Source organism: Mycobacterium sp. 852002-51152_SCH6134967, from assembly GCF_001667105.1.
GTDB lineage: Bacteria > Actinomycetota > Actinomycetes > Mycobacteriales > Mycobacteriaceae > Mycobacterium > Mycobacterium neumannii_A.
The window spans coordinates 58866-82180 of sequence record NZ_LZIK01000032.1 but is presented as its reverse complement, the minus strand read 5'-3'; the positions used below and the strand labels follow the sequence as shown (position 1 = coordinate 82180).

General features: G+C 67.3%; 18 protein-coding genes. 6 read left to right on the top strand and 12 right to left on the bottom strand.

Annotated elements, in window-relative coordinates:
* Positions 1–251: 251 nt before the first annotated feature.
* Genes A5790_RS10695 through A5790_RS10685 form a run of 3 tightly spaced genes read right to left on the bottom strand, consistent with a single transcriptional unit; the run spans position 252 to position 2749 of the window.
* Positions 252–1082, bottom strand: a complete 831-nt coding sequence (locus A5790_RS10695) for an LLM class F420-dependent oxidoreductase (RefSeq protein ID WP_066843428.1) — start codon at positions 1080–1082, stop codon at positions 252–254.
* 57 nt (positions 1083–1139) lie between these two features.
* Positions 1140–1712, bottom strand: coding sequence for a hypothetical protein (locus A5790_RS10690; protein ID WP_066843385.1), 573 nt, complete (start codon positions 1710–1712; stop codon positions 1140–1142).
* Positions 1713–1750: 38 nt separating this feature from the next.
* On the bottom strand, positions 1751–2749 hold the full coding sequence (locus A5790_RS10685) for a glycoside hydrolase family 6 protein (RefSeq protein ID WP_066843383.1): 999 nt from the start codon (positions 2747–2749) through the stop codon (positions 1751–1753).
* Positions 2750–2910: 161 nt separating this feature from the next.
* On the opposite strand from A5790_RS10685, the gene A5790_RS10680 reads away from it, so the two are divergent.
* Complete coding sequence (locus A5790_RS10680) at positions 2911–3939, top strand: fused (3R)-hydroxyacyl-ACP dehydratase subunits HadA/HadB (RefSeq protein WP_066843381.1); 1029 nt, start codon at positions 2911–2913, stop codon at positions 3937–3939.
* Between the two features lie 13 nt (positions 3940–3952).
* Here the strand turns inward: A5790_RS10680 and A5790_RS10675 are convergent, their stop codons facing one another.
* The gene (locus tag A5790_RS10675; RefSeq protein ID WP_066843379.1) at positions 3953–4546 is read right to left on the bottom strand and encodes a TetR/AcrR family transcriptional regulator; all 594 of its coding nucleotides are present in this window, start codon (positions 4544–4546) and stop codon (positions 3953–3955) included.
* Between the two features lie 156 nt (positions 4547–4702).
* Between A5790_RS10675 and A5790_RS10670 the strand changes: the two genes are divergently transcribed.
* On the top strand, positions 4703–5557 hold the full coding sequence (locus A5790_RS10670) for an SDR family NAD(P)-dependent oxidoreductase (RefSeq protein WP_066843377.1): 855 nt from the start codon (positions 4703–4705) through the stop codon (positions 5555–5557).
* A gap of 16 nt (positions 5558–5573) precedes the next feature.
* Here the strand turns inward: A5790_RS10670 and A5790_RS10665 are convergent, their stop codons facing one another.
* The gene (locus tag A5790_RS10665; protein ID WP_082961670.1) at positions 5574–5852 is read right to left on the bottom strand and encodes a DUF732 domain-containing protein; all 279 of its coding nucleotides are present in this window, start codon (positions 5850–5852) and stop codon (positions 5574–5576) included.
* A 139-nt stretch (positions 5853–5991) separates the two neighbouring features.
* The gene (locus tag A5790_RS10660; protein ID WP_066843375.1) at positions 5992–8262 is read right to left on the bottom strand and encodes a catalase; all 2271 of its coding nucleotides are present in this window, start codon (positions 8260–8262) and stop codon (positions 5992–5994) included.
* A 264-nt stretch (positions 8263–8526) separates the two neighbouring features.
* On the opposite strand from A5790_RS10660, the gene A5790_RS10655 reads away from it, so the two are divergent.
* Positions 8527–9849 (top strand): MFS transporter, encoded by a 1323-nt coding sequence (locus A5790_RS10655; RefSeq protein WP_066843372.1) that lies wholly within the window; start codon positions 8527–8529, stop codon positions 9847–9849.
* Between the two features lie 9 nt (positions 9850–9858).
* Here A5790_RS10655 and A5790_RS10650 read toward each other — a convergent pair whose 3' ends face one another.
* Positions 9859–10533 (bottom strand): FadR/GntR family transcriptional regulator, encoded by a 675-nt coding sequence (locus tag A5790_RS10650; RefSeq protein ID WP_066843370.1) that lies wholly within the window; start codon positions 10531–10533, stop codon positions 9859–9861.
* A gap of 47 nt (positions 10534–10580) precedes the next feature.
* Between A5790_RS10650 and A5790_RS10645 the strand changes: the two genes are divergently transcribed.
* On the top strand, positions 10581–11840 hold the full coding sequence (locus tag A5790_RS10645) for an MFS transporter (protein ID WP_082961669.1): 1260 nt from the start codon (positions 10581–10583) through the stop codon (positions 11838–11840).
* Here the strand turns inward: A5790_RS10645 and A5790_RS10640 are convergent.
* Positions 11831–12457, bottom strand: coding sequence for a TenA family protein (locus tag A5790_RS10640; protein ID WP_066843368.1), 627 nt, complete (start codon positions 12455–12457; stop codon positions 11831–11833). The genes A5790_RS10645 and A5790_RS10640 overlap by 10 nt on opposite strands.
* 99 nt (positions 12458–12556) lie before the next feature.
* Between A5790_RS10640 and A5790_RS10635 the strand changes: the two genes are divergently transcribed.
* The gene (locus tag A5790_RS10635) at positions 12557–13528 is read left to right on the top strand and encodes a 1-phosphofructokinase family hexose kinase (protein WP_066843365.1); all 972 of its coding nucleotides are present in this window, start codon (positions 12557–12559) and stop codon (positions 13526–13528) included.
* 28 nt (positions 13529–13556) lie between these two features.
* The gene (surE, locus tag A5790_RS10630) at positions 13557–14330 is read left to right on the top strand and encodes a 5'/3'-nucleotidase SurE (RefSeq protein ID WP_066843362.1); all 774 of its coding nucleotides are present in this window, start codon (positions 13557–13559) and stop codon (positions 14328–14330) included.
* Positions 14331–14340: 10 nt separating this feature from the next.
* On the opposite strand, the gene A5790_RS10625 is transcribed toward surE, so the two are convergent.
* Genes A5790_RS10625 through A5790_RS10610 form a run of 4 tightly spaced genes read right to left on the bottom strand, consistent with a single transcriptional unit; the run spans position 14341 to position 23310 of the window.
* On the bottom strand, positions 14341–15198 hold the full coding sequence (locus A5790_RS10625; protein WP_066843360.1) for an ABC transporter permease: 858 nt from the start codon (positions 15196–15198) through the stop codon (positions 14341–14343).
* Entirely contained in the window at positions 15195–16043 is an 849-nt protein-coding gene (locus A5790_RS10620) for an ABC transporter ATP-binding protein (RefSeq protein WP_156656357.1), read from the bottom strand. The genes A5790_RS10625 and A5790_RS10620 overlap by 4 nt, the downstream gene beginning before the upstream one ends.
* Entirely contained in the window at positions 16040–21559 is a 5520-nt protein-coding gene (locus tag A5790_RS10615; RefSeq protein WP_066843357.1) for a type I polyketide synthase, read from the bottom strand. Before A5790_RS10615 ends, A5790_RS10620 begins: the two co-directional genes overlap by 4 nt.
* Complete coding sequence (locus A5790_RS10610) at positions 21556–23310, bottom strand: NAD(P)/FAD-dependent oxidoreductase (protein ID WP_066843353.1); 1755 nt, start codon at positions 23308–23310, stop codon at positions 21556–21558. Before A5790_RS10610 ends, A5790_RS10615 begins: the two co-directional genes overlap by 4 nt.
* Between the last annotated feature and the right edge of the window lie 5 nt (positions 23311–23315).

Genomic DNA, 23315 nt, shown 5'->3' with positions numbered 1-23315 from the left:
TGCTACCCGGCGTTCCGGTACCTACCGGGACGGGACTTCCACCCGCTAGCCTGATCCAGCTTGCTGGACGCACCATGCAGTCACGATAGAAACTCGACGCGCGTCGAGAATCGGCGGGCTCCTCAATTCGGGCTCTGCTTGCGCGCTTGACGTGTACGAGCGACCGCCTTTGTACGTCTTTTTACGGCGTGTCGCCGTACAGACGCGGTCGCTCGCGCTGACTTGGCTCGCGCTGAATTAGCCGCGCTGACTTAGCCGCGGTACTTGGCGACCTTGTCGGCGTAGTCGTCGAGCAGTCGCAGCGAGTCGTCGCGCGGCTTGGTGGGTAGCAGCAGGTTCGCCTGCCGGTAGCCGAGGTCCTCGAGCGCACGCCAGTAGTCCGGATTCGCAGGCGTTCCGAACGTCGTCAACGGGACGTCATGGCCCGCACCCTCGCGCATCTGGTCAATGCGTTTGGCCAGCCTCTCGACCGGCAGTGGATTGGAGATCCAGCCTGCTTTATGACGGATCACCCGCTTGACCGTGGCATCGGAGTCGCCGCCGACCACGATGGGCGGATACGGTTTCTGCACCGGCTTCGGACGCAGGAACGAGGAGTCGAAGTCGACGAAGCGCCCGTGATACTCGGCGGGTTCTTCGGTCCACAGCGCTTTGATCGCCTCGATACGTTCGTCCAGCAGCGCACCGCGGGTCTTGGGGTCGGTGCCGTGGTGGCGCAACTCCTCGATGTTCCACCCCGCGCCCACACCGAACACGAACCGGCCGTCCGAGATCACGTCGATACTGGCCGCTTCCTTGGCGGTGGTGATCGGATCGCGCTGGATCAGCAGCGCAATCCCGGTGACCAGCTGGATCTTCGTGGTCACCGCCGCCGCCGCGGCCAGGGTCACGAACGGATCCAGGGTCCGGTAGTAGACCTTCGGCAGGTCCCCGCCCATCGGATACGGCGACTGCCTGCTGGCCGGGATATGGGTGTGCTCGGCGACCACGAGTGCGTGAAAGCCCCGCTCCTCGATGGCGCGGGCCAACGACACGGTGTCGATCGTGTCGTCATTGACGAAGGTCGAAATCCCGAAGTCCATGCCGCTCTCGCTTCCGTCGATGCGCATGCCAACGCCGGCGAACGACGCGGCTATTCCTCAGGCCAGCGGTTCACCGAACTTGGTCAGCACATGCCATTCCCCGCCGAACATGTCGAGTCCCTGCCCGTTGGCGTCCCTGTCGGTCTGATCGCCCGCATACCGGTAGAGGGGATGGCCGCGGTACGTCACCTGCTCGCGGCCGTCGCGACGCGGCACCGTCCTGGCCGACGCCACGTCGATACCGACACCGCCGGCCGGATCGGCATCCGCCAACAGCGGCAGCCAGGTGTCGGCGCATTCGCCGTAGCAGGTCGGTTCGTTCGGAGCGTCCTGCGAGAAGACGTACAGCGTGCGGCCGGTGCTGTCGACGATGATCTGCCCCAGGTCACCGCGGTCGTCGATCCCGAGCGAGACGTCTCCGATCGGCAGCTTCCGATCGACCGACGGGGGCGGATTCGGCGCCGGGGTACGCGGCTCGGTGCGCGGTGCGGCCAACGGCGTCTGGGTGCCGGACTCTGCCGTCGCCGTACTGTGGGTCTCCTTGTTCTCGAGCGCGGCGCAACCGGTCAGTGCCATCAGGCTGACCATCAGGATCGACGCGCACGTCGGCGACGTTCGTGGCGTGGGCATGATCAATCCATTTCCTTCGGTGTCAGCGCTCAAACGTGTCAGCGGCCCGCGCTGCGCGCCAACTCGATCACGTACTGGTTGACGAAGTCACCGGCGGGCGGGTCGCCCTTGCCGCATGTCCCGTCGGATTCGCCGGGCCGCTTGATCCACAGGTAGGCGTCGGCGTGCGGACCCGCGGTGGCCGTGGTGGGCGCGACACCGAGGGCCCGTCCGCTGGGGTTGCACCAGTAGAGCTCGCCCTCGGCCGGACCGTTTCCGTTGCGGGAGGTGTCGATCACGTAGTGCTTGCCGTTCGTCAGGCCCGAGATCGCTTCGCCGTAACCGATTTCATCTTCGGTGGTGAAGAAGTTCGCGACGTTGAGGCTGAACCCCCGCGCCCCGGCGACACCGGCCTGGTTGAGCCGAGACGCCATCTCCTCCGCGCTGTGCCAGCGCAGGTGGCCCGCGTCGACGTACACCGCGGTCGACGGGTTACGGGTCAAGGTGTCCACTGCGTAGCGGATCAGGTCGAAGCGTTCCTGCCGCTGATCCCCGGACAGGCAGTCGGCCATGGCGAGCGCGTCGGGTTCCACGATGACCGCCGCGGGCACCGGGCCGATGTCGGCGGCGATGCCGTCGATCCACTGGCGATACGCCTCACCGGATCCGTGGCCTCCCGCGGCGAAACTTCCGCAGTCGCGGTGGGGAATCCCGTAGATGGCGAACACCGGTAGGGCACCGGCGGCCTGCGCATCGCCCGCATACTTCGCCACCGTCGACGCCGACGAACCCGGCACCAGCCAGTAGGCCTGCGGGGTGTTGGCGACCGCGGACAGTTCGGGGCTGGGCGGGTCCGCAGCTTGCGCGGCGCGCATCGCCTTGGACGTCGGGTTGACGTAGAAGGGCTTGCCCGCCAACGGGTTGCCCTCGCTGGCCAACCGCACCGTCGGCGCCGGACCCGGCGATACCGGGCCGGCGAGGAGCCCCGCTGAGGCGACGACCACCAGGGTGAGGACGGGTGCGGTCATTCGCGAGACGGCGCGAACAGCTGAGGACATCACCCCAGGGAAATTAATGGCTCACGGTCGGCCCCGCCAATCCGGCCCTGGTAACCGACCGTGCAGCCTGCGGCCATGCTCGGCGAGGGCTCGAGGTTTGCGCGCGTTAGTGTGCTGGGGTCGGCCTTACCGACAAACCGGCAGAAATGATGAGCAGATCTATGACCGCAGCACCTGAGACGTCGGCTATCGAAGCGCGGGTCGGCCATTGGTACCGGATGGCCGACCCCTATCTCGTCGGCCGCGAGAAGGTGCGCGAGTACGCCCGCGCGGTGCAGGACTACCACCCCGCGCACTGGGACGTGGCAGCCGCCGCTGAGCTGGGATATCCGGGTCTGGTGGCACCGCTGACGTTCACGTCGGCGCCGGGTATGTCCTGCAATCGCCAAATGTTCGAGCAGGTCGTAGTCGGTTACGACACCTACCTGCAAACCGAGGAAGTCTTCGAGCAGCACCGCCCGATCGTTGCCGGTGACGAACTGAATGTCGACGTCGAGCTGACATCGGTGCGCAGGATCGCCGGCAGGGACATGATCACCGTCACCAACACCTTTACCGATATGGCCGGCGAGCGGGTCCACACGCTGCACACCACCGTGGTCGGCGTCACCGCCGAGGACCTCGACCCGGAAGTGAAGACGGCAGTACAAAAGGCGATGATGCACGACGTCGACTTCTCCGGGATCGGCACCTTGGATGGTGAATACCACAAGACTGTCCGGCCCGAGGGCGAGGCCCGGATCGCCGACGGTTCGGACCGCCCACCGGGGACACCGTCGTTCGACGAGGTGAAGGTCGGCGACGAGCTCCCGGTGCGCCACACCCGGTTGTCCCGCGGGGATCTGGTCAACTACGCCGGCGTCGCCGGGGACGCCAACCCGATCCACTGGGACGAGGACATCGCCAAGCTGGCCGGGCTTCCCGACGTCATCGCCCACGGCATGCTCACCATGGGCCTCGGCGCCGGATTCGTCTCGGCCTGGTCAGGTGACCCGGGCGCGGTGACCCGCTACGCGGTCCGGCTGTCCGCACCCGCGATCGTCTCCGCCGAGGAAGGCGCCGACATCGAGTTCAGCGGCAGGATCAAGTCGCTGGATCCCGCAACCCGATCGGGTGTGATCGTGGTGGCGGCGCGATCCGCGGGGAAGAAGATCTTCGGCCTGGCGACGATGAACATCCGCTTCCGCTGAGGCTCGGCGCGGCTCAGCTGTCGGCCCGCGCGTCGCGCCCCTGCGGCCTACGCAATCCGAGGGTGCGGCGACCGGCAGCGATCAGCTTCTCGCGCAGTGCCTCCTCGGGGATGTCGCCGTAGTCCAGGCCGGCCGCGGAGGCGATCCCGGACATCAGGACCGCGGCCTTCACCTGGCCCCCGAGACCGGGTTCGACGCCGGCGAGCAACGCCATCTGCCGCTCGACCACCTCGCGCCATTCGGCGCGTGCGCGCAACAACCCGGTGACTCCGGGGTCGCCGGTGAGCAGGGGCAGGAGTTCGCGGTTCGAGGCGGCGATCGCGGCGTAACCGACGAGCATGTGGTCGGCGCGAGCGCGCGGACCGCGGTGCGCCTCGGCTGCTTCGACGAGTGCGGCCACCTCGTGCACAACCGGTTCCATCACGGCGCTCAACAGTTCGTCACGGGTTCGGAAGTGGTGGTAGATCGCGGACTTGGTGAGCCCGAGCTCGTCAGAGATCATCTGTAGCGACGTGCCTGCGACGCTGTGCCGCTTGAACAGCTCGATCGCTACGTCGATGAGCCGTTGCCGGGTCGGGCCGCCGGTTTCCGTCGGATGGTCACTCACACGGGTCTCTCTGTCGGACTGCTTACAGCCGCCCACTCTAGCTGACCAACCGTACAGGAGTGTGCTGTACGGTTGGTCAGGGGCTAGCTTTACGCTTGGTCAGGAACCCTGAGGCTTACGGAAGCTGTCGCGAGCGCCGCGCAAAAGAGGAGAACCATGTCAACTGACTTCGATCGCAGAGATCGCACGGCGTTCGACCTGTCCGGCAAGGTCGTCGTGGTCGTGGGTGCGGGACAGAGCGCCGGCCCCGGCATGGGGAACGGACGCGCCATCTCGATTCTGGCCGCGCGCCACGGCGCAGAGATCGTGGCTGTCGACCTCAACCCCGCGGCGGTGCAGGAGACGGTCGAGATGATCACCGCAGAAGGCGGTCGCGCCTACGCCGTCGAAGCCGACGTCGCCGACAAAGGTGACTGCCAGAGCATCTTCGACACGGCGATGGCGACCAGCGGCCGCGTAGACGGGATGGTCTACAGCGCGGCCCCCAATCCCCCGTTCGATTTCGACTCGAACTCGATGACCGTCGAGAACTTCAACTACGGCATCAACGTCAACATGCTCGGCTGCTACCACTGCAATCTCTTTGCCGCCCAAAGCATGGAGAAGAATCCCGGCGACACCACCGGAAGCATCGTCAACATCTCGTCGATCGCCAGCGTCAAGAACGAGCTCGGGCTGAACATCGGCATCATGCCCTACGCACTGGGCAAAAGCGGTCTAAACCACATCACCGAACTGGCCGCCGTCCAGTTCGCCGAAGCCGGAATCCGGGTCAACACATTGATGTTGGGTCCCATCGACTCCGTACTGGCCAACCGGGAATCACAATCGTTGTTCGGATTGAACGCCGACGAGGCGACCGAACGGCACAGCGAGGTCGTCAAGCTGAAAATGGGCCGCGGCAGCGTATGGGAATCCGCCTACGCCGCCCTCTATCTGCTCGCCGACGAATCACGCTTCATGACCGGACAACAGATCCGCCTCGACGGCGGAGCCACCCTGGTGCGGTGACGCAGGGCCGCGCGTTTCAGCAGAGCCGGAGTAGCGCGCGGCTGACGATGTCCATCGCCGCGCCGGTCGAGATGCCGAGGTCCGCGCTGATCATGTTGACCGTATCCGGTGCCAGGACACCGACGCTGCTGGCCGCGCAGGCCCGGTAGCCCTGTGTGAGCAGCTCTTCGGATGTCAGGAAGGAATACCGGGATTGGAGCTCGCGCAGGAATTCGTCCTCGGTCGCTCCGGCGGGTGCGGCGAAGACGACTGCGAGGGTGGCGACTCCGACCCCGAGACGCATCACGGGAAACATGTCGAACCTCCATCGGATCGGGTGTTACCACCATCGACGGATCCCATTCGTCAGGCAGGTCGATGGTATGCCCGCGACGATGCGCCCGGGGCGCTTTCAGCAAACCTCCTTCAGGGTCGCGGCCGGCTACGCGAAACCGTCAGGGCAGGACCACCCGATCCCACGCCCGGTGTTGGCCGAGCGCGTTGAGCAGTGACTGAACCAGCGTCGCCGTGTCGGAACCGGAGAACAGCCCGGGCCCGTCGGTCGGAACCGCTACGGAGCCAGCAAGCTCAGTTCCTTCCGGCAGCATCGCGATCGCCTTATGGTGCCGGTACATTTCGTCGACGATCGTCTTCGCCTTGGCGTTCGCCGGCGATCCCGCGATGAGGATCGCGTCGAACTCCACCGAGCGGGCGGTCGCATAGGTGCGTGACACCGGGATGGCGCCGCCGTCGTGCTCGAGGGTGCCGCCGTGCGTGGTGACCACGAACGGGACGTTCTTGGCGTTCGCGATCGCCATGACAGCGGCCGCGACGCCGGCGAGGTCGGACTCCGGACCCGTGAGGATGCCGATCTGGCGGCCCTCGACAGGCCATTCCTGTCCGACTTGCGACAACGCGGGACTGAGCACCTCAGGGTCCGCGGGGACGACGGTGGGAGCAGGCGCCGCGAGGCCCAGCCCCTCGGCCACCGTCGCGCACAGGTCTGGGTCGATGTTCGCCAGCGCCACCAGTTGGCGCTCCTTGATCGCCTGCTCGTAGCACTTGCCGAGTTCGAACGTGTAGGCCTCGACCACGTGCTCCTGTTCGGCCGCACTCAGGCTGCGATAGAACAAGGTCACCTGGCTGAAGTGGTCGTCGTAGGTGGCCGGTGCGTCGCGCCGTTTCGTCGATTCAGGAACGACGGTGGGCACCTCGATGAACGCGCCGCTGTCCGCCCCGGCGAGGAACGGGCAGCCGCCGTCGAGGGAGTTCGGCTTGTACGGAGCCACGCCAGGATGCACACCGTGCTGGTGGAATCCGTCGCGGAACATGTCGTTGACCGGAGCGTGCGGGCGGTTGATCGGGATGTGGCTGAAGTTCGGACCCGCCAGCCGGGTGATCTGCGTGTCGAGGTATGAGAACAGCCGCGCCTGAAGCAGCGGGTCGTCGGTGATGTCGATACCGGGCACCAGATGGCCGGGATGGAAGGCGACCTGCTCGGTCTCGGCGAAGAAGTTCGTCACGTTGCGGTTGAGCTGCATCGTTCCGATGACCTTTACCGGCGCCAGTTCCTCGGGCACGATCTTCGTCGGGTCGAGGAGGTCAATGCCCTCGAACATCTGCTCCGGGGTGTCCGGGAACACCTGCACCCCGAGGTCCCACTCCGGGTAGACGCCCTTCTCGATCGCGTCGGCGAGGTCGCGTCGATGGAAGTCGGGATCGACCCCGGCGGTGATCTGCGCTTCTTCCCAAACCTGGGAGTGCACCCCGAGGCGCGGCTTCCAGTGGAACTTCACCAGCGACGTCGATCCGTCCGGCCCGATCAGCCGGAACGTGTGCACGCCGAACCCCTCCATCATCCGGTACGACCGCGGAATCCCGCGATCGGACATGTTCCACATGGTGTGCGCCTGGGCTTCGGTGTGCAGCGACACGAAATCCCAGAAGGTGTCGTGTGCGCTTTGCGCCTGCGGGATCTCGCGGTCCGGATGCGGCTTGGCGGCGTGCACGACGTCGGGGAACTTGATGCCGTCCTGGATGAAGAACACCGGGATGTTGTTGGCGACGAGGTCGAAGGTGCCTTGCTGCGTATAGAACTTGGTGGCGAACCCGCGGGTGTCACGCACCGTATCGGCCGAGCCGCGGTTGCCGAGCACCGTCGAGAAACGGACGAAGACCTCGGTTTCCTCGCCGGACTTCAAAAACTGTGCCTTGCAGATCTTCTCGGCGGCGCCATTGCCGCGGAAGACACCGTGCGCGCCGGCGCCGCGGGCGTGCACCACCCGCTCCGGGATGCGTTCGTGGTCGAAGTGCGTGATCTTCTCGCGAAGGTGATGGTCCTGCAACAGGGTCGGCCCGCGCTCACCGGCCTTCAGGGAGTGGTCGGTGTCGTACAGCCTCGCGCCTTGTGCGGTGGTGAGGTACGCGCCCTGCTGTCCGCGGGCGGTCAGTGGTCCGTCGGTGACAGTGCCCGTCGCGGTCCGCAGTTCGGGCGCCGTCTGATCGGGCTTCGGCGGCAGCGGGTCGCGCGGGGCCGTCGGCTCGTCGACCGACGGGGCCTCCGGACCGGGCGCGCCGGGAATGTAGGACGGATTGTGCTGTTCGGCCTGGCCTTCGCGCTTGAGTTCTTCGTTGCCGAGCAGCGTTCCGGCCGCTTCCTTGGCCTTGCCCTTGGCCTCCTCGACCATGCCCTTAACGGCTTCCTTGGGTGCGCGGTCATCCGCCATCGATCTCTCCCTATCGCGACTGTTTCGGTGCCGATAGCCGTCATCGACGACGGCTGGCTTCCTCGCGGCGGCGGGTTTCCCGTGCAGGGCCACTTGAAACGTTTTCGCGGGCATCAATAGCCGATGCCGGGTGGCGAGCGTTCGTGCTACCAAGCCCGAGTGATTGCGGCCGGTCTCGCAGTTTCCGCCGTCATTCGACATGCCTCGTTTAGCCTCCGTGAGGACGCACAACTCGACCGCGGCGCGGGACCCGGAGGGACACCTGTGAGCACCTACCTGCCGGATCGCGCCGTCGAAGACAGGACGCTGACAAAGGTCACCTGGCGCCTCATCCCGTTCCTCTTCCTGCTCTACGTCGTCAACTATCTCGACCGGGTCAACATCGCGTTCGCCGGACCCAACGGCATGAACGACGACCTCGCGATGAACGCCAAGACATTCGGCTTCGCCTCGGGGATCTTCTTCCTCGGCTACCTGCTGCTCGAAGTGCCCAGCAACATCGCCCTGAACAAGTTCGGGGGCCGGCGTTGGCTGGCGCGGATCATGGTGAGTTGGGGAATCATCAGCGCGGCAATCGCTTTCGTACCGAATGCGCAGACGTTGATCGTCCTACGCTTCCTTCTCGGCGTGGCCGAGGCCGGCTTTTTCCCCGGCATCATCTTGTACCTCACGTTCTGGTTCCCCGAGAAGCAGCGGTCGAGGGCGGTTTCGCTGTTCATGGTCGCCGTACCCGTCTCGACCGCGGTCGGATCGACGATCTCGTCGTTGATCATCGACTGGGGGCACGGCTTCTTCGGGTTGGCCGGCTGGCGTTTCATGTTCCTGGTCGAGGGGCTTCCGGCCGTGATACTGGGCGTGATCTGCTGGTTCTATCTCACTGATCGGCCCGGTACCGCGGGCTGGTTGCATCACGACGAAAAGGACTGGCTGCAAACGACATTGAACCAGGAGCGGGCCGCTGCCGAGCGCAGTGGTCACTGGCCGCTGAAGAAGGCGCTGACCCATCCGCGCATTCTGTCCCTGGCGTTCATCTACTTCGGGATCACCTACGGGCTGTACGCGGTCGGGTTCTTCCTGCCCACCATCGTCGCCGGCTTCCAGGAGGAGTACGGCGTACATCTGGGGGTCATCCAGCGCGGACTTGTCACGTCGATTCCGTATGCCGTGGCCGCGATCGTGATGGTGCCCTGGGCCTGGCACTCGGATCGGACCGGCGAGCGAGTCTGGCACGTCGCGATCCCGGCGATCGTGGGCGGTGTCACCATCCCGGCAGCCCTGTACATGACCGACGTCTACCTTGCGATGCTGGCCGTCACGTTGTGCACGTGTGCCGTCATGTGCGCGTTACCCGTGTTCTGGTCTCTGCCATCGTCTTTCCTCACCGGAGCGGCCGCCGCCGGCGGTATCGCACTGATCAACTCGCTGGGAAACCTGAGCGGGTTCGGTGGCCCCTACATCACCGGCTGGCTCACCGACCTGACCGGCAACAGCAAGGTCGCGCTGTGGGTGGTCGGAACGCTGTCGTTGGCGGCGGCCGCTCTGGTAGTCGCCTTGGGCAGCAGGCCACGATCCGCCGACAAGGAGTGAGGCTCGACGTCAGCAGTCAGTCGCAGGAAGGCCGGCGAGCACCCCGTCGATGATCTCCGCCGCGGTCCTCGCGGCCCGGTCGGCGTCACCGGCGGCGATGTAGTCAAGCAGCACACCATGATCGACGACCTCCACAGCGGCGTCCTGGCCGCTGGCGACGCTGGCCGCGATGGCTTCCATCAATCCCCGATACAGCTCCGTCAGCGTCGCGTTGTGTGAACTGCGGACCACCGCGAGGTGAAATTCGGCGTCGGCGCGGGCGAATTCGTCGGTGTCCCCGTCGGCCAGACAGGCGTCTCGACGCGCCAACAATGCGCGCAGCTCGCCCAGATCGTCCTCGGTTCGGCGGCGCGCCGCTGCCCTGGCACCCTCGACTTCCAGCGCGCGCCGGACCGCAAGCACGTCGCGCCACTCGGCGCCGCAGAGCCGGCGCAGCGCACCCGACACCTCACTGGTGGCCCGGACATAGGTGCCGTCACCCTGCCGCACCTCGAGGATGCCGGCGTGGGCCAGCGCCCTGACGGCCTCGCGCACGGTGTTGCGGCCGACGCCCAGCGACGTGACCAGGACCGTCTCATTGGGTATGCGCTCCCCGACCGGCCATTCGCCGCGCGCGACCGAGTCCCGCAACTGCTCGATGACCTGGTCGACGAGGCCCGACCGGCGCGCGGTGACCAACGGCACAGGGACATCCTTTCAACCAATCATGGGATGTATGGCAGATTAGCAGGATGCGTGTCGGGCGGCGGGATGACGAAGTAGACGTCTCGCCGACGCAGCTCAACGTGGGCGTCGAGGACTCCCCCGAGGCTGACCGCGCCCCCATTTCGGTGGTCGCTGGCGGTGCGTTGCTCGCGCTTTCCGTGGTTTTGACCGCGCTCAACCTGCGCCCGGCCGTGACCAGTGTGGCCCCCCTGCTCGGGCAGATGCGCGCCGAACTCGGCGTCTCGGCGACGTGGGCCGGTCTCCTCACCACGGTCCCCGCATTGTGTTTCGCGGTCGCGGGGCTCACCGCACCCCGGCTCGCCGCGCGCATCGGGCTCGGACGCACCATCTCCGCCGCGTTGGTTGCGCTCACCGTCGGTCTGCTCGCCCGCACCGTCGGCGGCCCCCACACCGTGATCGCCGCGACGCTGATCGCCTGTGCGGGGATCGCGTTGGCCAACGTGTTGATCCCCGTGGTGATCAAGGGGTCGTTCCCCGCGCGGGTCGGGCTGATGACGGGGATCTACACCGCCGCACTGCAAGGCGGTGGTGCGTTGGGGTCGGCGGTGACACCCGGGCTCGAGGATCCGCTGGGAGGGTGGCGCGCTGCGCTGGCGGCGTGGGCGGCGGTCTCCTTCGTCGCGCTCGTGGCGTGGCTGCCCACGTCGCGACGACACGCAGGCACGTGGGCGGCGAGCACCACCCCCGCTGGGGGCAGACGCTCACTGCTGCGAAACCGGTTGGCGTGGACGGTGACGCTGTTCTTCGGCTGCCAGTCGCTGATGGCGTACATCGTGATGGGTTGGCTACCAGAGGTTTTCATCGACAACGGCGTCGACAAGACCCAGGCCGGTCTGCTCGTCGGGGTCACGTCGCTGGTCGGTGTGCCCATCGCGTTGGTGATCGCGCCGCTGGCCGCGCGCAGCCCGGGACAGAGCGGATGGATCGTGGGTCTGGGCGCCGTGGGCCTGGTCGGCACGGTCGGGCTGATGCTCGCCCCCGGCGCGCAGCCGTTGCTGTGGAGCGTGCTGATCGGAGTCGGGATGGGCGTGTTCGCGCTGGCGCTCGCGGTGATCGCGCTGCGGGCCCGAAACCCCGAGGACACCGCGCAATTGTCCGGTATGGCACAGGGATTCGGCTATCTGATCGCGGGTGTGGGCCCGTTCATGTTCGGGTTGCTGCACGACCTCACGCACGGATGGACGGTGCCGTGGATGATGTTCCTCGGTGTCTACGTGGTGCAGATCGCGCTCGGTGCGCTGGCCGGTCGCCCGCGCTACGTCTGATCCCCGCGTTTGAAGGCCGCGTCGAAGAACGCCAACTCCAGCCGCATCGCGCGCCGATAGGCCACCCGTGCGGCGGATACATCGACAGCCTGCCGATCGAGCAGCCGCTCCAACAGTGAGGCCACCTCGTCGAAACCCGGATCGGCGTACGTCTGCACCCACTGCGCATACGGGCCCGCAGTGTCGGCGTCGAGCGTGACCCCGACGTGCGCGTACAGCCGCATGCACGGCGTCATCGCCGCGCACACCACGCCGACGTCGGCGGTGGCGGCGGTGGCCAGCAGGAACTCGGTGTAGGCCAGCGTCGCCGCAGCGGGTTCGACGCCCGCCATGTCGATCCCCCATGACGCGGCATAGGACGCGTGCAACCCGAGCTCTTCGCGCACGCCTGCGAGCAGATCGGCGAAGGTCAACAGGGTGGCGGTATCCGCACTCCTGGAAAGCGCCAGACCGTATGCACGAGCGAACGATTCGAGGAAGAACGCGTCCTGCGCGATGTAGCCGGCGAACAGGTCGCGGTCCAGCGAGCCGTCTCCGATACCCCGAACGAACGGGTTGGCGAGCACCTCGGCCACCACATCGGCGTTCTCCGTCCACAACTGCGCTGCCAGTGACATGCCCACGGACTCTAGTCGCGGCCCGCTCGGCATTGGTCGGCACCAGCCCTTGGCGAGGCCGTCGGGTAGTCCGCGGCGCGGATGGGTACTCCGCAACCCATGACAGACAGGGAATCTCGCGGCGACAAATCCGACGGCGGCTCCGCCGTCGTCATCTTCGCTCCGCTGCCCGTGCTCACCGTGACGGTCGAGAACCGCTCCGGTGAGGCCGACATCCACGTCCACGCCGGAGGCCAGGGTGTCTGGCAGTCACGCATGATGTCCTCGCTCGGCGTGCCGGTCGTGTTGTGCTCGGCGCTCGGCGGCGAAACGGGCGACGTCCTCGGCCATCTCCTGCCCGCACCGAACATCACCGTGCAGACCGTGCCGGTCAGCGCGCGCAACGGAGCGTACGTGCACGACCGCCGATCCGGCGGCCGCGAGGTGATCGCGGAGGCTGAAGGCAGCCCGCTCGACCGCCACGAACTGGACTCCCTCTACGAGCTCACCCTCACCGAGGGTTTGACCCACGGCCGGGTCCTGCTGTCGGGCCCGCAGGAAGACGATGTACTGCCCGCCGACCTGTACCGCCGCCTGTCCACCGATCTCGGCGCCAACGGCTGCAAGGTGGCGGCGGACCTGTCCGGCGAGCGGCTCGAAGCGGTGCTCGCCGGCGGACCGGACCTCATCAAGGTCAGCCACGAAGAGCTGCTCGACGACGGCCGGGCGAAATCGGAGGACGCGAAGGATCTGGTCGCCGCCATGCACAAGATGCGTGACGAGGGTGCGAACATCGTCGTGGTGTCCCGCTCCGGTGACGCTCCGGCTCTGGCCCTGCTCGGTGAGGACGACGATGACGACGTCGTGGAGGTCACGATGCCCACTCTGGAACCGGCCGATTCGGCGGGTGCCGGGGACTCGATGACCGCGGGCATCGTCGCCGCGCTGACCAGCGGCCGCCCGCTGCGCGCGGCTCTGCAGATCGGGGCGGCGTGCGGTGCGCTCAACGTCGTGCGGCACGGGCTGGGCACCGGCGGTGCGCGCGCCGTGGAGACGCTCGCCGAACGGGTTGAGTTGCGCCCGTTGAAGTAGCGGGCATCGCACTGGAGGAGGTTGACGCGTGCCGCGCGCACTGGTGACCAACGATGATGGGATCGACTCGCCCGGCCTGCATGCGCTGGCGAATGCGGCGCTCGAGGCCGGGCTGGAGGTGATCGTCGCCGCCCCCGCCGAGCAGGCCAGCGGGGCGAGCGCCGCGCTGAGCGCGGTCCGCCGCGACGGCCGAACCGTGGTAGAGCCGCGAGAGATACCCGCCCTCGACGGTGTCGAGGCGTGGGCGGTGCAGGCCCAGCCCGGACACATCGTCGCCGCCGCACTCAACGGTTGGTTCGATCCTCGACCGGACCTCGTCCTGTCCGGAATCAACCACGGCGCCAACGTCGGCCGGGCCATCCTGCACTCCGGGACGATCGGCGCGGCGCTCACCGCGAAAATCAGCGACACCCGCGCCCTGGCGGTATCGCTGGACGTCGCGCTGCATCCGACGGGCGAGCGGTACTGGGAGACCGCCGCAGGTCTGCTGGCGCCGGTGCTGGAACTGCTGCTCGACGCACCCGACGGCACCGTCCTGTCCCTCAACGTCCCCGACCGGCCCCCCAACGAGGTCGGTCCGCTCCGCCACGCGCGGCTGGCGCGGGGCGGGGCGGTGCAGACGCGGGTCGAAGAGGTCCGCGACGGCGGTGTGCGCCTGAGCGAGGTGGAGGTACCAGACGATCCGGAGGAAGACACCGACAGCGCTCTGCTGGACGCCGGGCACCCGACGTTGACCGAGCTGCGATCGGTCGAGGCACACGACGGTGAACTCGTGCGCAAGTGGTTGGCCGACGGACCCTAGGCCGACGGCGTCAGCTCCGGTCCGACCACCGGAACAGCGCCAGGCAGCCGATCAGCCCGGCGATGCTCCACGCCGCCAACACCAGGAAGATGCGCCAGTGCTCCCAGCTGCCTGCCGGTTCGAACGCGACCATCTCGGCGGGCAGCAGCACCGACCGGAAACCTTGGGCCATCCACTTGACCGGGAAGAGGGAGCCGATCACCAGCATCCACGTCGGCAGGATCATCAGCGGCACGTAGGTGCCCGAAACGAACTGCAGTGCAACCGATGGGCCGTTGGTGATGACTGCCGCGGACACGGCGTTGCTCGCCAGGTTGCTGATGAAGATGCCCAGCAGCGAACAGCTGACGATGCCCAGGACCGACACCCATGCGAGGGTGAACCACCCGTGGGCGTCGGTCGGCAGGCGCAGTCCGAAGACCAGCACCCCCACCCCCAGCAGCAGGACGGCCTCGGCGAGGCTGACCACCGCGACGAGCACGATCTTGCCGACGAAGTACGACGACGCTGTTGTCGGCGTGCCCCTAAGCCGCCGCAACGCGCCGGTGTCGCGGTCGGCGGCGATGCTGGTGCCGAGGTTGACGAACGACGTCGACAGGATGCCGTAGGCGAGCATGCTCGCCGCGATCACCGCGCCGGTGCTGGTCTGGCTGCTGGGCAGCTCCGCGGAGAAGATCGAGCCCAGCAGCAGGCAGATCACCGCGGGCATGGAGAACGTCAGCACCACCTGTTCGGGCCGTCGGTAGAACATCTTCAGTTCGGGAACGACCCGCGACAGTCCGATCCGCAGCGGCGACGGAAGTGCCGGTCGTGCGGTGGCGCGGTGGCGCGGCGGCGATGGGGCGGTGACGTGTTCGATATCGGTCATGGCTGGCCGATCAGGTGGAGGTACGCGTCCTCGAGTGTCGGACGACTGATCGTCAGCTGCGCCAGTTCCGCACCGTCTCTGCTGTGTCGGCGGACGAACTCGGTGGGGAAATCCGTTGTCTCGAACCGGATTTGGCCGCCTTCCATCCATCGCACCGTGGCCGAAGAGCTGACGTGCTCGGTCAGCCGGGCCGGCGAGTCGACGGCCACCACCCTGCCGCTCGCGATCACCGCGACGCGGTCGGCCAGAGCGGCGGCCTCTTCGAGGTAGTGGGTGGTCAGCACGATGGTGGTGCCGTCGGCGGCCAGCAACTTGATCAGTTGCCAGAACTGCCGCCGCGCTTCGGGGTCGAAACCCGTTGTGGGTTCGTCCAGGAACAGCAGTTCGGGCTTGCCGATGATGCCGAGCGCGACGTCGAGGCGGCGGCGTTGGCCGCCGGACAGCGCCCGCACCCGGGAGTTCGCGACGGTGTCCAGCCCGACGAGCTCGAGCACGTCGCCGGGTTCTCGAGCGGTGCCGTAACAGCTCGCGAACATCTGCACGGTCTCGCGTACCGACAGTATCCCGGCGTCGCTGACCTCCTGCAGCACGATGCCGATTCTGGCCCGCCAGCTCCGTCCCGCTGTCCCGGGGTCCTCGCCCAGCACCCGCACATGCCCGGCGTCACGAGTTCTGTTGCCCTCCAGGATCTCTACGGTGGTGGATTTGCCTGCACCGTTGGGGCCGAGGATGGCGAAGACCTCGCCGGAGGCGACGTCGAGGTCGAGGTCCGTTACGGCCTGGGTCGGTCCGTAGGCCTTGGAGAGTCCGCGCACGTGCACCGCCGTCGAAGCCGCCTCGGTCACGGCGCAGCGTCGCCTTCGAGTTCGGCAAGGAGTTCACGCAGATCGGCCTCTGACATCTCGTCGATCAGCTGATCGACGTCCTCGTCCATGGCCGGCTCGGTCGGGGGCACGGCTTCCGCAGCGGGCGCCTCACCGTGGATCGTCTGCAATTCGTCGAGCACCCGGGCGGCCAGCGAGTCGACGCTGACACCCTTGAGGATCTCGAGCACCGGAAGGTCGATCGAGAACGTGGTGTTGATCCTGACCCTGAAGTCCATCGCCATCATCGAGTCCAGCCCGATGTCGTCGAGCATGTCGTCGTTCGCGAAATCGGTGACCGCACAGTCGAACACCGCGGCTACGAGGCGCTCGACCTGGTCGGTGATCACGTTGAGGCGCTCGGCTTCCGGGGTCTTTGACAGCGCGTCGAGCAACGACCCGTCCGCCCCTGCCTCCGTCGGCGAGGCGGTGGCGGCGTCGAGGTCGGCGAACATCTTGGGGAGGTGGCCGCCGAGAAGCTGGCGGGCGCGGTTCCAGTCGGCGCTGATTGCGATGACGTTCGGAGCGGTCTGGTTGATCAGGCGGTCGAGGATCAACGCCCCTGTCGCCGGGGTGATCAGCTCGATTCCCCGCATGGCGTAGACGTTTTCGAGGTTGAGATCCTCGACCATCCCCACCGACCAGGGCCCCCAGGCCACGGTCAGGGCCGGCAGTCCCTGCGCCTGCCTCTGATGTGCGAACGCGTCGAGGAACGCGTTCGCGGCGGCGTAGTTTCCCTGCCCGGGTGAGGCGATCACCGACCCGGCGGAGCCGAACATCACGAAGAAGTCGAGTTCTTCGTCGGCGAAGGCGGTGTGCAGCGCCCGGGTCCCGGTGACCTTGGGACCCAGCACTTTGAGGAAATCGTCTTCGCTGACGTTGACGAGTAGTTGGTCGTGGACTGCGCCTGCGGCGTGGATGACTCCGCGGATCGGCCGGTCTCCGGTGCGGCCGTGGCCGGCCAGCCAGGCCGCCACCGCATCGGCGTCGGTGATGTCGACGCTCGCCGCACTGACCTGTGCCCCGAGGCGTTCGACGGCCCGGACGGTGTCGACGGCGGTGAACTGCGGGTCGTCGGGAGTGATGTTCGGCCACCGGTCGCGCGGTGGCAGCCCGCTTCTGCTCAGCAACGTGATGTGTCGCGCACCGTGCTCGGCCAGATAGGTGGCGACGGTGCGGCCGAGTGCGCCGGTGCCGCCGGTGACGACGTAGGTGGCGGTGGGAGAAAACTTGGTGGGAAACGGTTTTGTGAGGCTCGCGCTGTGTCGCAACCGCGGGACCAGCGTCACCTCGCCGCGGAAGGCCACCTGATCCTCGGACGTGGGATCGAGGATGTGCCGACAGACCCGCGCGGCGGTGTCGCCCACGTCGTCGGTGTCGTCGATGTCGATGAGACCGCCCCAGCGTTCGACGAACTCCTGATGACCGACGACCCTGCCGAGCCCCCAGACGGTGGACTGGTCGACGGCCAGCGGTTCGGTGCCCAACGCCGGTTGAGCGTTCGCGGTTATGACGTATATGCGTGGCCTCACACTGTCGTGTGCGGCCAGCGCCTTGGCGATGCGCAGCAGCGTGAGGACGCCGAGGTGGTTGGCGCTGTTTCCGTCGGACGCCTGCGAATCGGCGTCGAGATCCATTGACCAGCAGTCGATGACGCCGGTGAGTTCGCTGTCTTTGGCGAGGTGTTGGTCGAACAGCTGGGCCACGTGCTCAGGGCGCCGTTCGTCGATCGCGTATCCGCCGTCGACCGCGGTGACGCTGTCGACGGGGCGGTGTACGACGGTGCGTACGCCATGACCGCCGTGCCGCAGTCCATCGGCGAGCGCCGAGCCGAACCCGGTTTCGTCCACGAAGACCAGCCATGAGGTAGGAGCGGGCTCCGTGCCGTCCTCACCGCTCGGGTCAGCCGCGGGAACCCACTGGAGTTCGTAGAGCCCCTTGTCGATTCGTTCCGGTGACATGCGGGTCGAGGCGCTCAGCGATCGCACCGCGAAGCCCTCGAAGAGGGCGAGCCGCTCACCGCGATGGTCGCAGATCGTGATGTCGCTTTCGATCTCCTCGGCGGTCGCCGACCTGACGGCCAGTCGTACGGTCATATCCCCTTTGGGTGTGCCGTACACGGTGCTGCGCCGGATCCGGGTGGGCAGGTACGGGCCTTCGGCGGCACTCCCGCCGGGAAGCGGTGCGCCGAACAGCGTTTGGAAGGCACCGTCGATCAGCGCCGGGTGGAACCGGTAGTCGTCGAGCTCGGCGGCGATCGGCGCCGGGATCTCCATCTCGGCGACCACCCAGCCGTCGCCTGCGGTGAGGGCGGTGACGGCCCGGAACGCCGCCCCGTAGTCGAATCCGATTGCTTCGGTGAGGGCGTAGAACTCGTCGCCGCTGAGAGCGTTGGCCGGCACCGTCTCGGCCATCGGAGGCGGGGCGCAGGCCGATTTCGGCAGCCTCGTGAGTTCGGCCGTGGCGGTGATCGTCCACTTGAGTTCACCGTCGGGCGTGGCTGTGTGAGCGGCGAACTCCAGGGCGCCGGTGTCCTGGTTGAGGGTGGTCCGCAGGAGGGGGTCGCAGGTGTCGTCGAGGATGACCGCGCGGTGCAGCACCAAATCCTCGACAGCGAGGTCCACGCCGTAGGTCTCCTTCGCCGCGGCCAGCGACAGCTCGATGTAGACCGCACCGGGTACGACGACGCTGCCCTGGACCCGATGGTCGTCGAGGAACGGGACGAGCGCGGTGCTCAATTCGATTTCCCACGTGGGATGCACGGCACTGACCGGCTGGCCCAGCAACGGGTGCACCGGGTGATAGTGCAGCGATTCGGTGGCCTCCTGGGTCTCGTTCCAGTAGCGCCGGGTCTGCCACGGGTAGCGGGGCAGCTTGAGCAAGCGCGCGTCACCGCGCGGATACATCGCCTCCCAGTCGATGTCGTGGCCGTGGTCGTGAAGCGCGCCGAGACCGGTCATGAACGTCCGCACGTCGTCGTCGTTGCGTCGCTGGGTGGCCTGAACAAGGGTCTTCTGCGCGCCGGCGATCTCGAAGATCGACGAGGCCAGCACCGGATGCGGCCCCAGTTCGACGAAGTGCGTGTAGCCGTCGTCGAGCATGCGGCGGACGGCCGGCTCGAAAAGAACTGTGGCGCGGGTGTTCTGCCACCAGTAGGCGGCACCGGAGCGGTATTCCTTCAACAGGTCGCCGGTGACCGTCGAGTAGAGCGGGAGCGTCGCCGGCTGTGACGACAGACCGTGAAGGGCGTCCTGCAGATCGTTCTTGATCGCATCCATGTAATGGGTGTGATAGGGCACCTTGCCGGTCAGGTACCGAGTGAAGACCCCGGTCTCGTCCAGCCGGCGGGCGATGTCGTCGAGGACCTCACCGTCCCCGGCGATGGTCACCGCGGACGGGCTGTTGACCGCAGCCACCGAAATCCGCCGACCGACTTCGTCGCGCATGCCGTCGTCGAGCGCGGCCATCAGCGAGTCAGTGTCCAGGCCGACGGCCAGCATGCGGCCCTGTCCGCTCGTCCGCTGTTGGAATCGGCTGCGGTGATAGATGACCTCGATCGCCTGCTCGAAGGTGAGGAGACCGGCGAGATGGTGGGCGGCGACTTCGCCTGCGCTGTGCCCGATCACGGCATCGGGACGGATGCCGAACTGTCCGAGTTGTGCGGCCAGGGCGATCTGGATCGCGAAATTGGCCGGCTGGGCGAACTCGGTCTCACCCATGCGCGAATCCGCTTCGTCGCGGCGGAGTTCCTCGATCAGGGACCAGTCGGTGTGACGCGCCAGCTCGCGATCGCTTCGCGCGATGCTCTCGGTGAACGCGGGCAGGACGTCGAGCAGTCCGCGGCACATCCTCCACCATTGCGGGCCCATCCCGGTGCAGACGAACACCAGCTTGGGCGCAGTCGACGAGGTGCGCGCCGAGGCGACCTGGCCGCCGTCGGCGAGGGCGCGCAGTTGCTCACGTGCATCGGAGACGTCGTCGCTGACCAGGGTGTGGCGGTGGCTGAGGTGCGAGCGCCGTTGGGACAGGGTGAATCTCAGGTCAGAGATGTCGATGTTCGGCTCGGCATCCAGGTGGTCGGCCAACTGGCGCGCCGTGGCCACCAGGGCCTCCTCGCTGCGCGCCGAGATCGGCAGCAGCGTGACAGGGAGGTGCTCGGCGATGCTCGATGCGGGCGTGTCGGTCGGAGTCGGTGGTTCGGCGAGCACGGCGTGGGCGTTGGTGCCGCCGAAACCGAACGAGTTGACCCCGGCGATCCGTCGCCCGGCGGGGAAGGGGCGGCCCGCGCGCGGCACGTCGAGCTTGAGCTCGGTGAGAGAGACTTGACTGGTGGGGTTTTGGAGATGTAGGTGCGCGGGGATATAGCCGTGCTTGAGCACCAACGCCGTCTTGATCAGTCCGGCGACCCCCGCGCCCGCTTCGAGGTGACCGATGTTGGTCTTGACCGATCCGATCAGCAGCGGATCGGTCCGGTCCGACGTGAGCGTCGCGGCCAGCGCGCGCATCTCGACCGGGTCGCCGACGGGTGTCCCGGTGCCGTGCGCTTCGACGTAGCCGACATCGGTCGCCCGGACACCGGCCCGACGCAGCGCCGAGGTGATCGCCGCGGCCTGAGCCTGCGCGCGGGGCACGGTGATGCCGTCGGTGCGGCCGTCCTGAGACACCGCGGTCCCGAGGATCTGGGCGTAGATCTCGTCGCCGTCGCGCAACGCCTGCTCGAGCGGTTTGATGACGACGACGGCCCCGCCCTCGCCGCGCGCATAGCCGTCGGCCGACTCGTCGAAGGCCTTGCAGCGCCCGTCAGGGCTGAGGAACCCGCTCTTGGACTCCGCGATCGCGGTGTTGGGTCCGATCATGATGTTGACGCCGCCGGCCAGCGCGAGGTCGCTCTCACCGTTCCAGATGCTCTGCGCCGCAAGGTGCACGGCGACGAGCGAGCTCGAACACGCCGTGTCGATCGTCATGCTCGGTCCGCGGAAGTCGAAGGCGAACGAGATCCGGTTCGCCAGCATCGTCATCATCATCCCGGCGGCGGAATGCGTCTTGAACTGGTAGCGGCTGCCGCGGCCCTGGTTCTGCAGCAACTGGTAGTCCAGCGTGAAGCCGCCGATGAACACCCCGACATCGGTTCCGGCGAGGTGGTCGGGCCGGATGCCCCCGTCCTCCAGTGCCTCCCAGGTGGTCTGCAGCATCAGGCGCTGCTGCGGGTCGATCGAATGTGCCTCTCGCGGCGAGATGCCGAAGAACTGCGGATCGAACTGGTCGATGTCGTCGAGGAATCCGCCACGGCGGGTGACCATCTTGCCGACCTTCTTGGGGTTGGCGTCGTGGAATCGGCCCGCGTTCCAGCGTGATTCGGGGACCTCGCGGGTGGCGTCGACGCCCTCGGTCAACAGTCGCCAGTAGTCCTCGGCGGTGGTGACGCCGCCCGGTAGGCGGCATCCGATCCCGACGATCGCCAAGGGCGCCGGCCGGTCCAAAACATCGTGCGTCTTCATACCTGCAACTCACGGATAGCGGTGTGGATCCAGCCCGAGCTGACCGGATTGTCCTGTTGTTCACGGCGATACACGGAGCGAAGCTCCCTCAACAAGGGGTCGCGCTGCCACGCCTGCACCTGGGCGACGGCGGCGTCGTCGTCGAACAGCGCGGACTTGTCGGCGAGCACGGTCTCGGCCAGCTGACCCGCCAGCTGACGCAACAACCGGCCGTTGGCCTCGAAAACGTCGGCGAAGTCGGTCGCCGGTTCCATCATCGCCACGTGCAGCGTCTCCATGAAGTTCAGCGGCACGTACAGATCGACGAACCGTACCGGCGATTCGCGGCCCTCCACGGCGGCCCACTCGCGGAAGAACCGCTGCACCCGGTTGCTCAGTGCGATCAGGCCTTCCAGGTGCGGGACGACCGCGGGATCGTCGGCGACGCTGACGAAGCGGCCGTTGCGGTAGAGCAATCCGATGAAGCCCCAGTAGAACGCGATGTCCCAGACGACCTTCGCCGCCATCACCGTCGGTGTGCCCATGAGCGGGTACTGCTTCTCGTACACCGCGAGCCACATGTCGGCCAGCGACCGGAACAGGGAGTCGCTGATCCCCGCACGGGCCACCACGTCTTCACCGTCGAGTTCGCGTGTGATCATGTCGGTGATGAGGCCGTTGCCGATCGCCACCAGGTCCAGCCCCGAGGAGTACAGCGGGTCAAGAAAGACACCCGCGTCGCCGGTAAGGCACCATCGCGCGGCACCGTCGAAGACCTTCGTGGCGGCGTGGCTGTAGTGCTTCATGACGCGGAAGTCCATGATCAGGTCTTCGTGTCGGGCGACTTCGTCGGCGCACTGCGGTTCGTGTCGCCGGATCCACGCCTTGGCCTTGTCCAGCGTGTTGAACTCGTCGAACGCGTGGAACTCGGGATCGGCGACGATTCCGACGCTCGTGGCGCCGGAGGCCAGCCGGATGAGCCAGACCCAATAGCCCTCGCCCATCAGATGATTGGTGGACAGCGCGCGGTCCCCTTCGACCAGTCGCGCGTGCCAGTCCCGGTCATCGGTCCACTGTCCGATGTCGAGTTCGGCCTTGACGCGGAACCATGCGGCGTTGCAATGGTGTTCGGTGGCCCGCTTCAGGTCCAGCTGGCGCGACAGCGCCCGGTTGCGACCGGAGGCGTCGACCACCCAGCGTGCCGTCGTGCGGGTGGTCTCGTCGTCGCCCTGGTATGCCACGGTGTGCACGTCGACGCCGAAGTCCACGGTTCTGACGCGGCCGCGGGCGATGCGTATCCCGGCGGCTTGGCATCGGGTGGCGAGTTCGTTCTCGAGCCTGCCCCGGTCGATCTGATAGGTCACCTGCGGCACGAAGGCAGAGCTGCCGACTTCGACGCGGCTTGCGATGTCGGCGTTGCCGTCGTGTGAGAAGAACATTCGCAAGCCCATCTTGCGGATCTGCTCGGTGCTCAAGTGGTCGGCCAGGCCGAGGCGTTCCCGGAGGTAGTGTGCGGACACCTCGACCGTCGATTCGCCCACCGTGTGGGTGATCTCGGCGACCGGACGCGCGGTCGGCTCGATGATCAGGACCCGGGTCGTGCGCCGCGCGGAGCGAAGCTCCAACGCCAACGTCAGGGCCGCTGCTCCCCCTCCGATGATGGCCACATCGTAATCGGTCGGCACAGAACCGTTGGAGGACAGTTGGTTCCGGATCTTGCGGGCAAGGGCGGCGCGAGCCTCCGGGTCGAGGTGGGACAGCTGCGATCGCACGTGCG

Coding starts and splice junctions, on each gene's coding strand:
- A5790_RS10695 (WP_066843428.1), bottom strand. CDS start 1,082: ATGGACTTCGGGATTTCGACCTTCGTCAATGACGACACGATCGACACC.
- A5790_RS10690 (WP_066843385.1), bottom strand. CDS start 1,712: ATGCCCACGCCACGAACGTCGCCGACGTGCGCGTCGATCCTGATGGTC.
- A5790_RS10685 (WP_066843383.1), bottom strand. CDS start 2,749: ATGTCCTCAGCTGTTCGCGCCGTCTCGCGAATGACCGCACCCGTCCTC.
- A5790_RS10680 (WP_066843381.1), top strand. CDS start 2,911: ATGACCGCAGCACCTGAGACGTCGGCTATCGAAGCGCGGGTCGGCCAT.
- A5790_RS10670 (WP_066843377.1), top strand. CDS start 4,703: ATGTCAACTGACTTCGATCGCAGAGATCGCACGGCGTTCGACCTGTCC.
- A5790_RS10665 (WP_082961670.1), bottom strand. CDS start 5,852: ATGTTTCCCGTGATGCGTCTCGGGGTCGGAGTCGCCACCCTCGCAGTC.
- A5790_RS10660 (WP_066843375.1), bottom strand. CDS start 8,262: ATGGCGGATGACCGCGCACCCAAGGAAGCCGTTAAGGGCATGGTCGAG.
- A5790_RS10645 (WP_082961669.1), top strand. CDS start 10,581: ATGCGTGTCGGGCGGCGGGATGACGAAGTAGACGTCTCGCCGACGCAG.
- A5790_RS10640 (WP_066843368.1), bottom strand. CDS start 12,457: ATGTCACTGGCAGCGCAGTTGTGGACGGAGAACGCCGATGTGGTGGCC.
- A5790_RS10635 (WP_066843365.1), top strand. CDS start 12,557: ATGACAGACAGGGAATCTCGCGGCGACAAATCCGACGGCGGCTCCGCC.
- A5790_RS10625 (WP_066843360.1), bottom strand. CDS start 15,198: ATGACCGATATCGAACACGTCACCGCCCCATCGCCGCCGCGCCACCGC.
- A5790_RS10615 (WP_066843357.1), bottom strand. CDS start 21,559: ATGAAGACGCACGATGTTTTGGACCGGCCGGCGCCCTTGGCGATCGTC.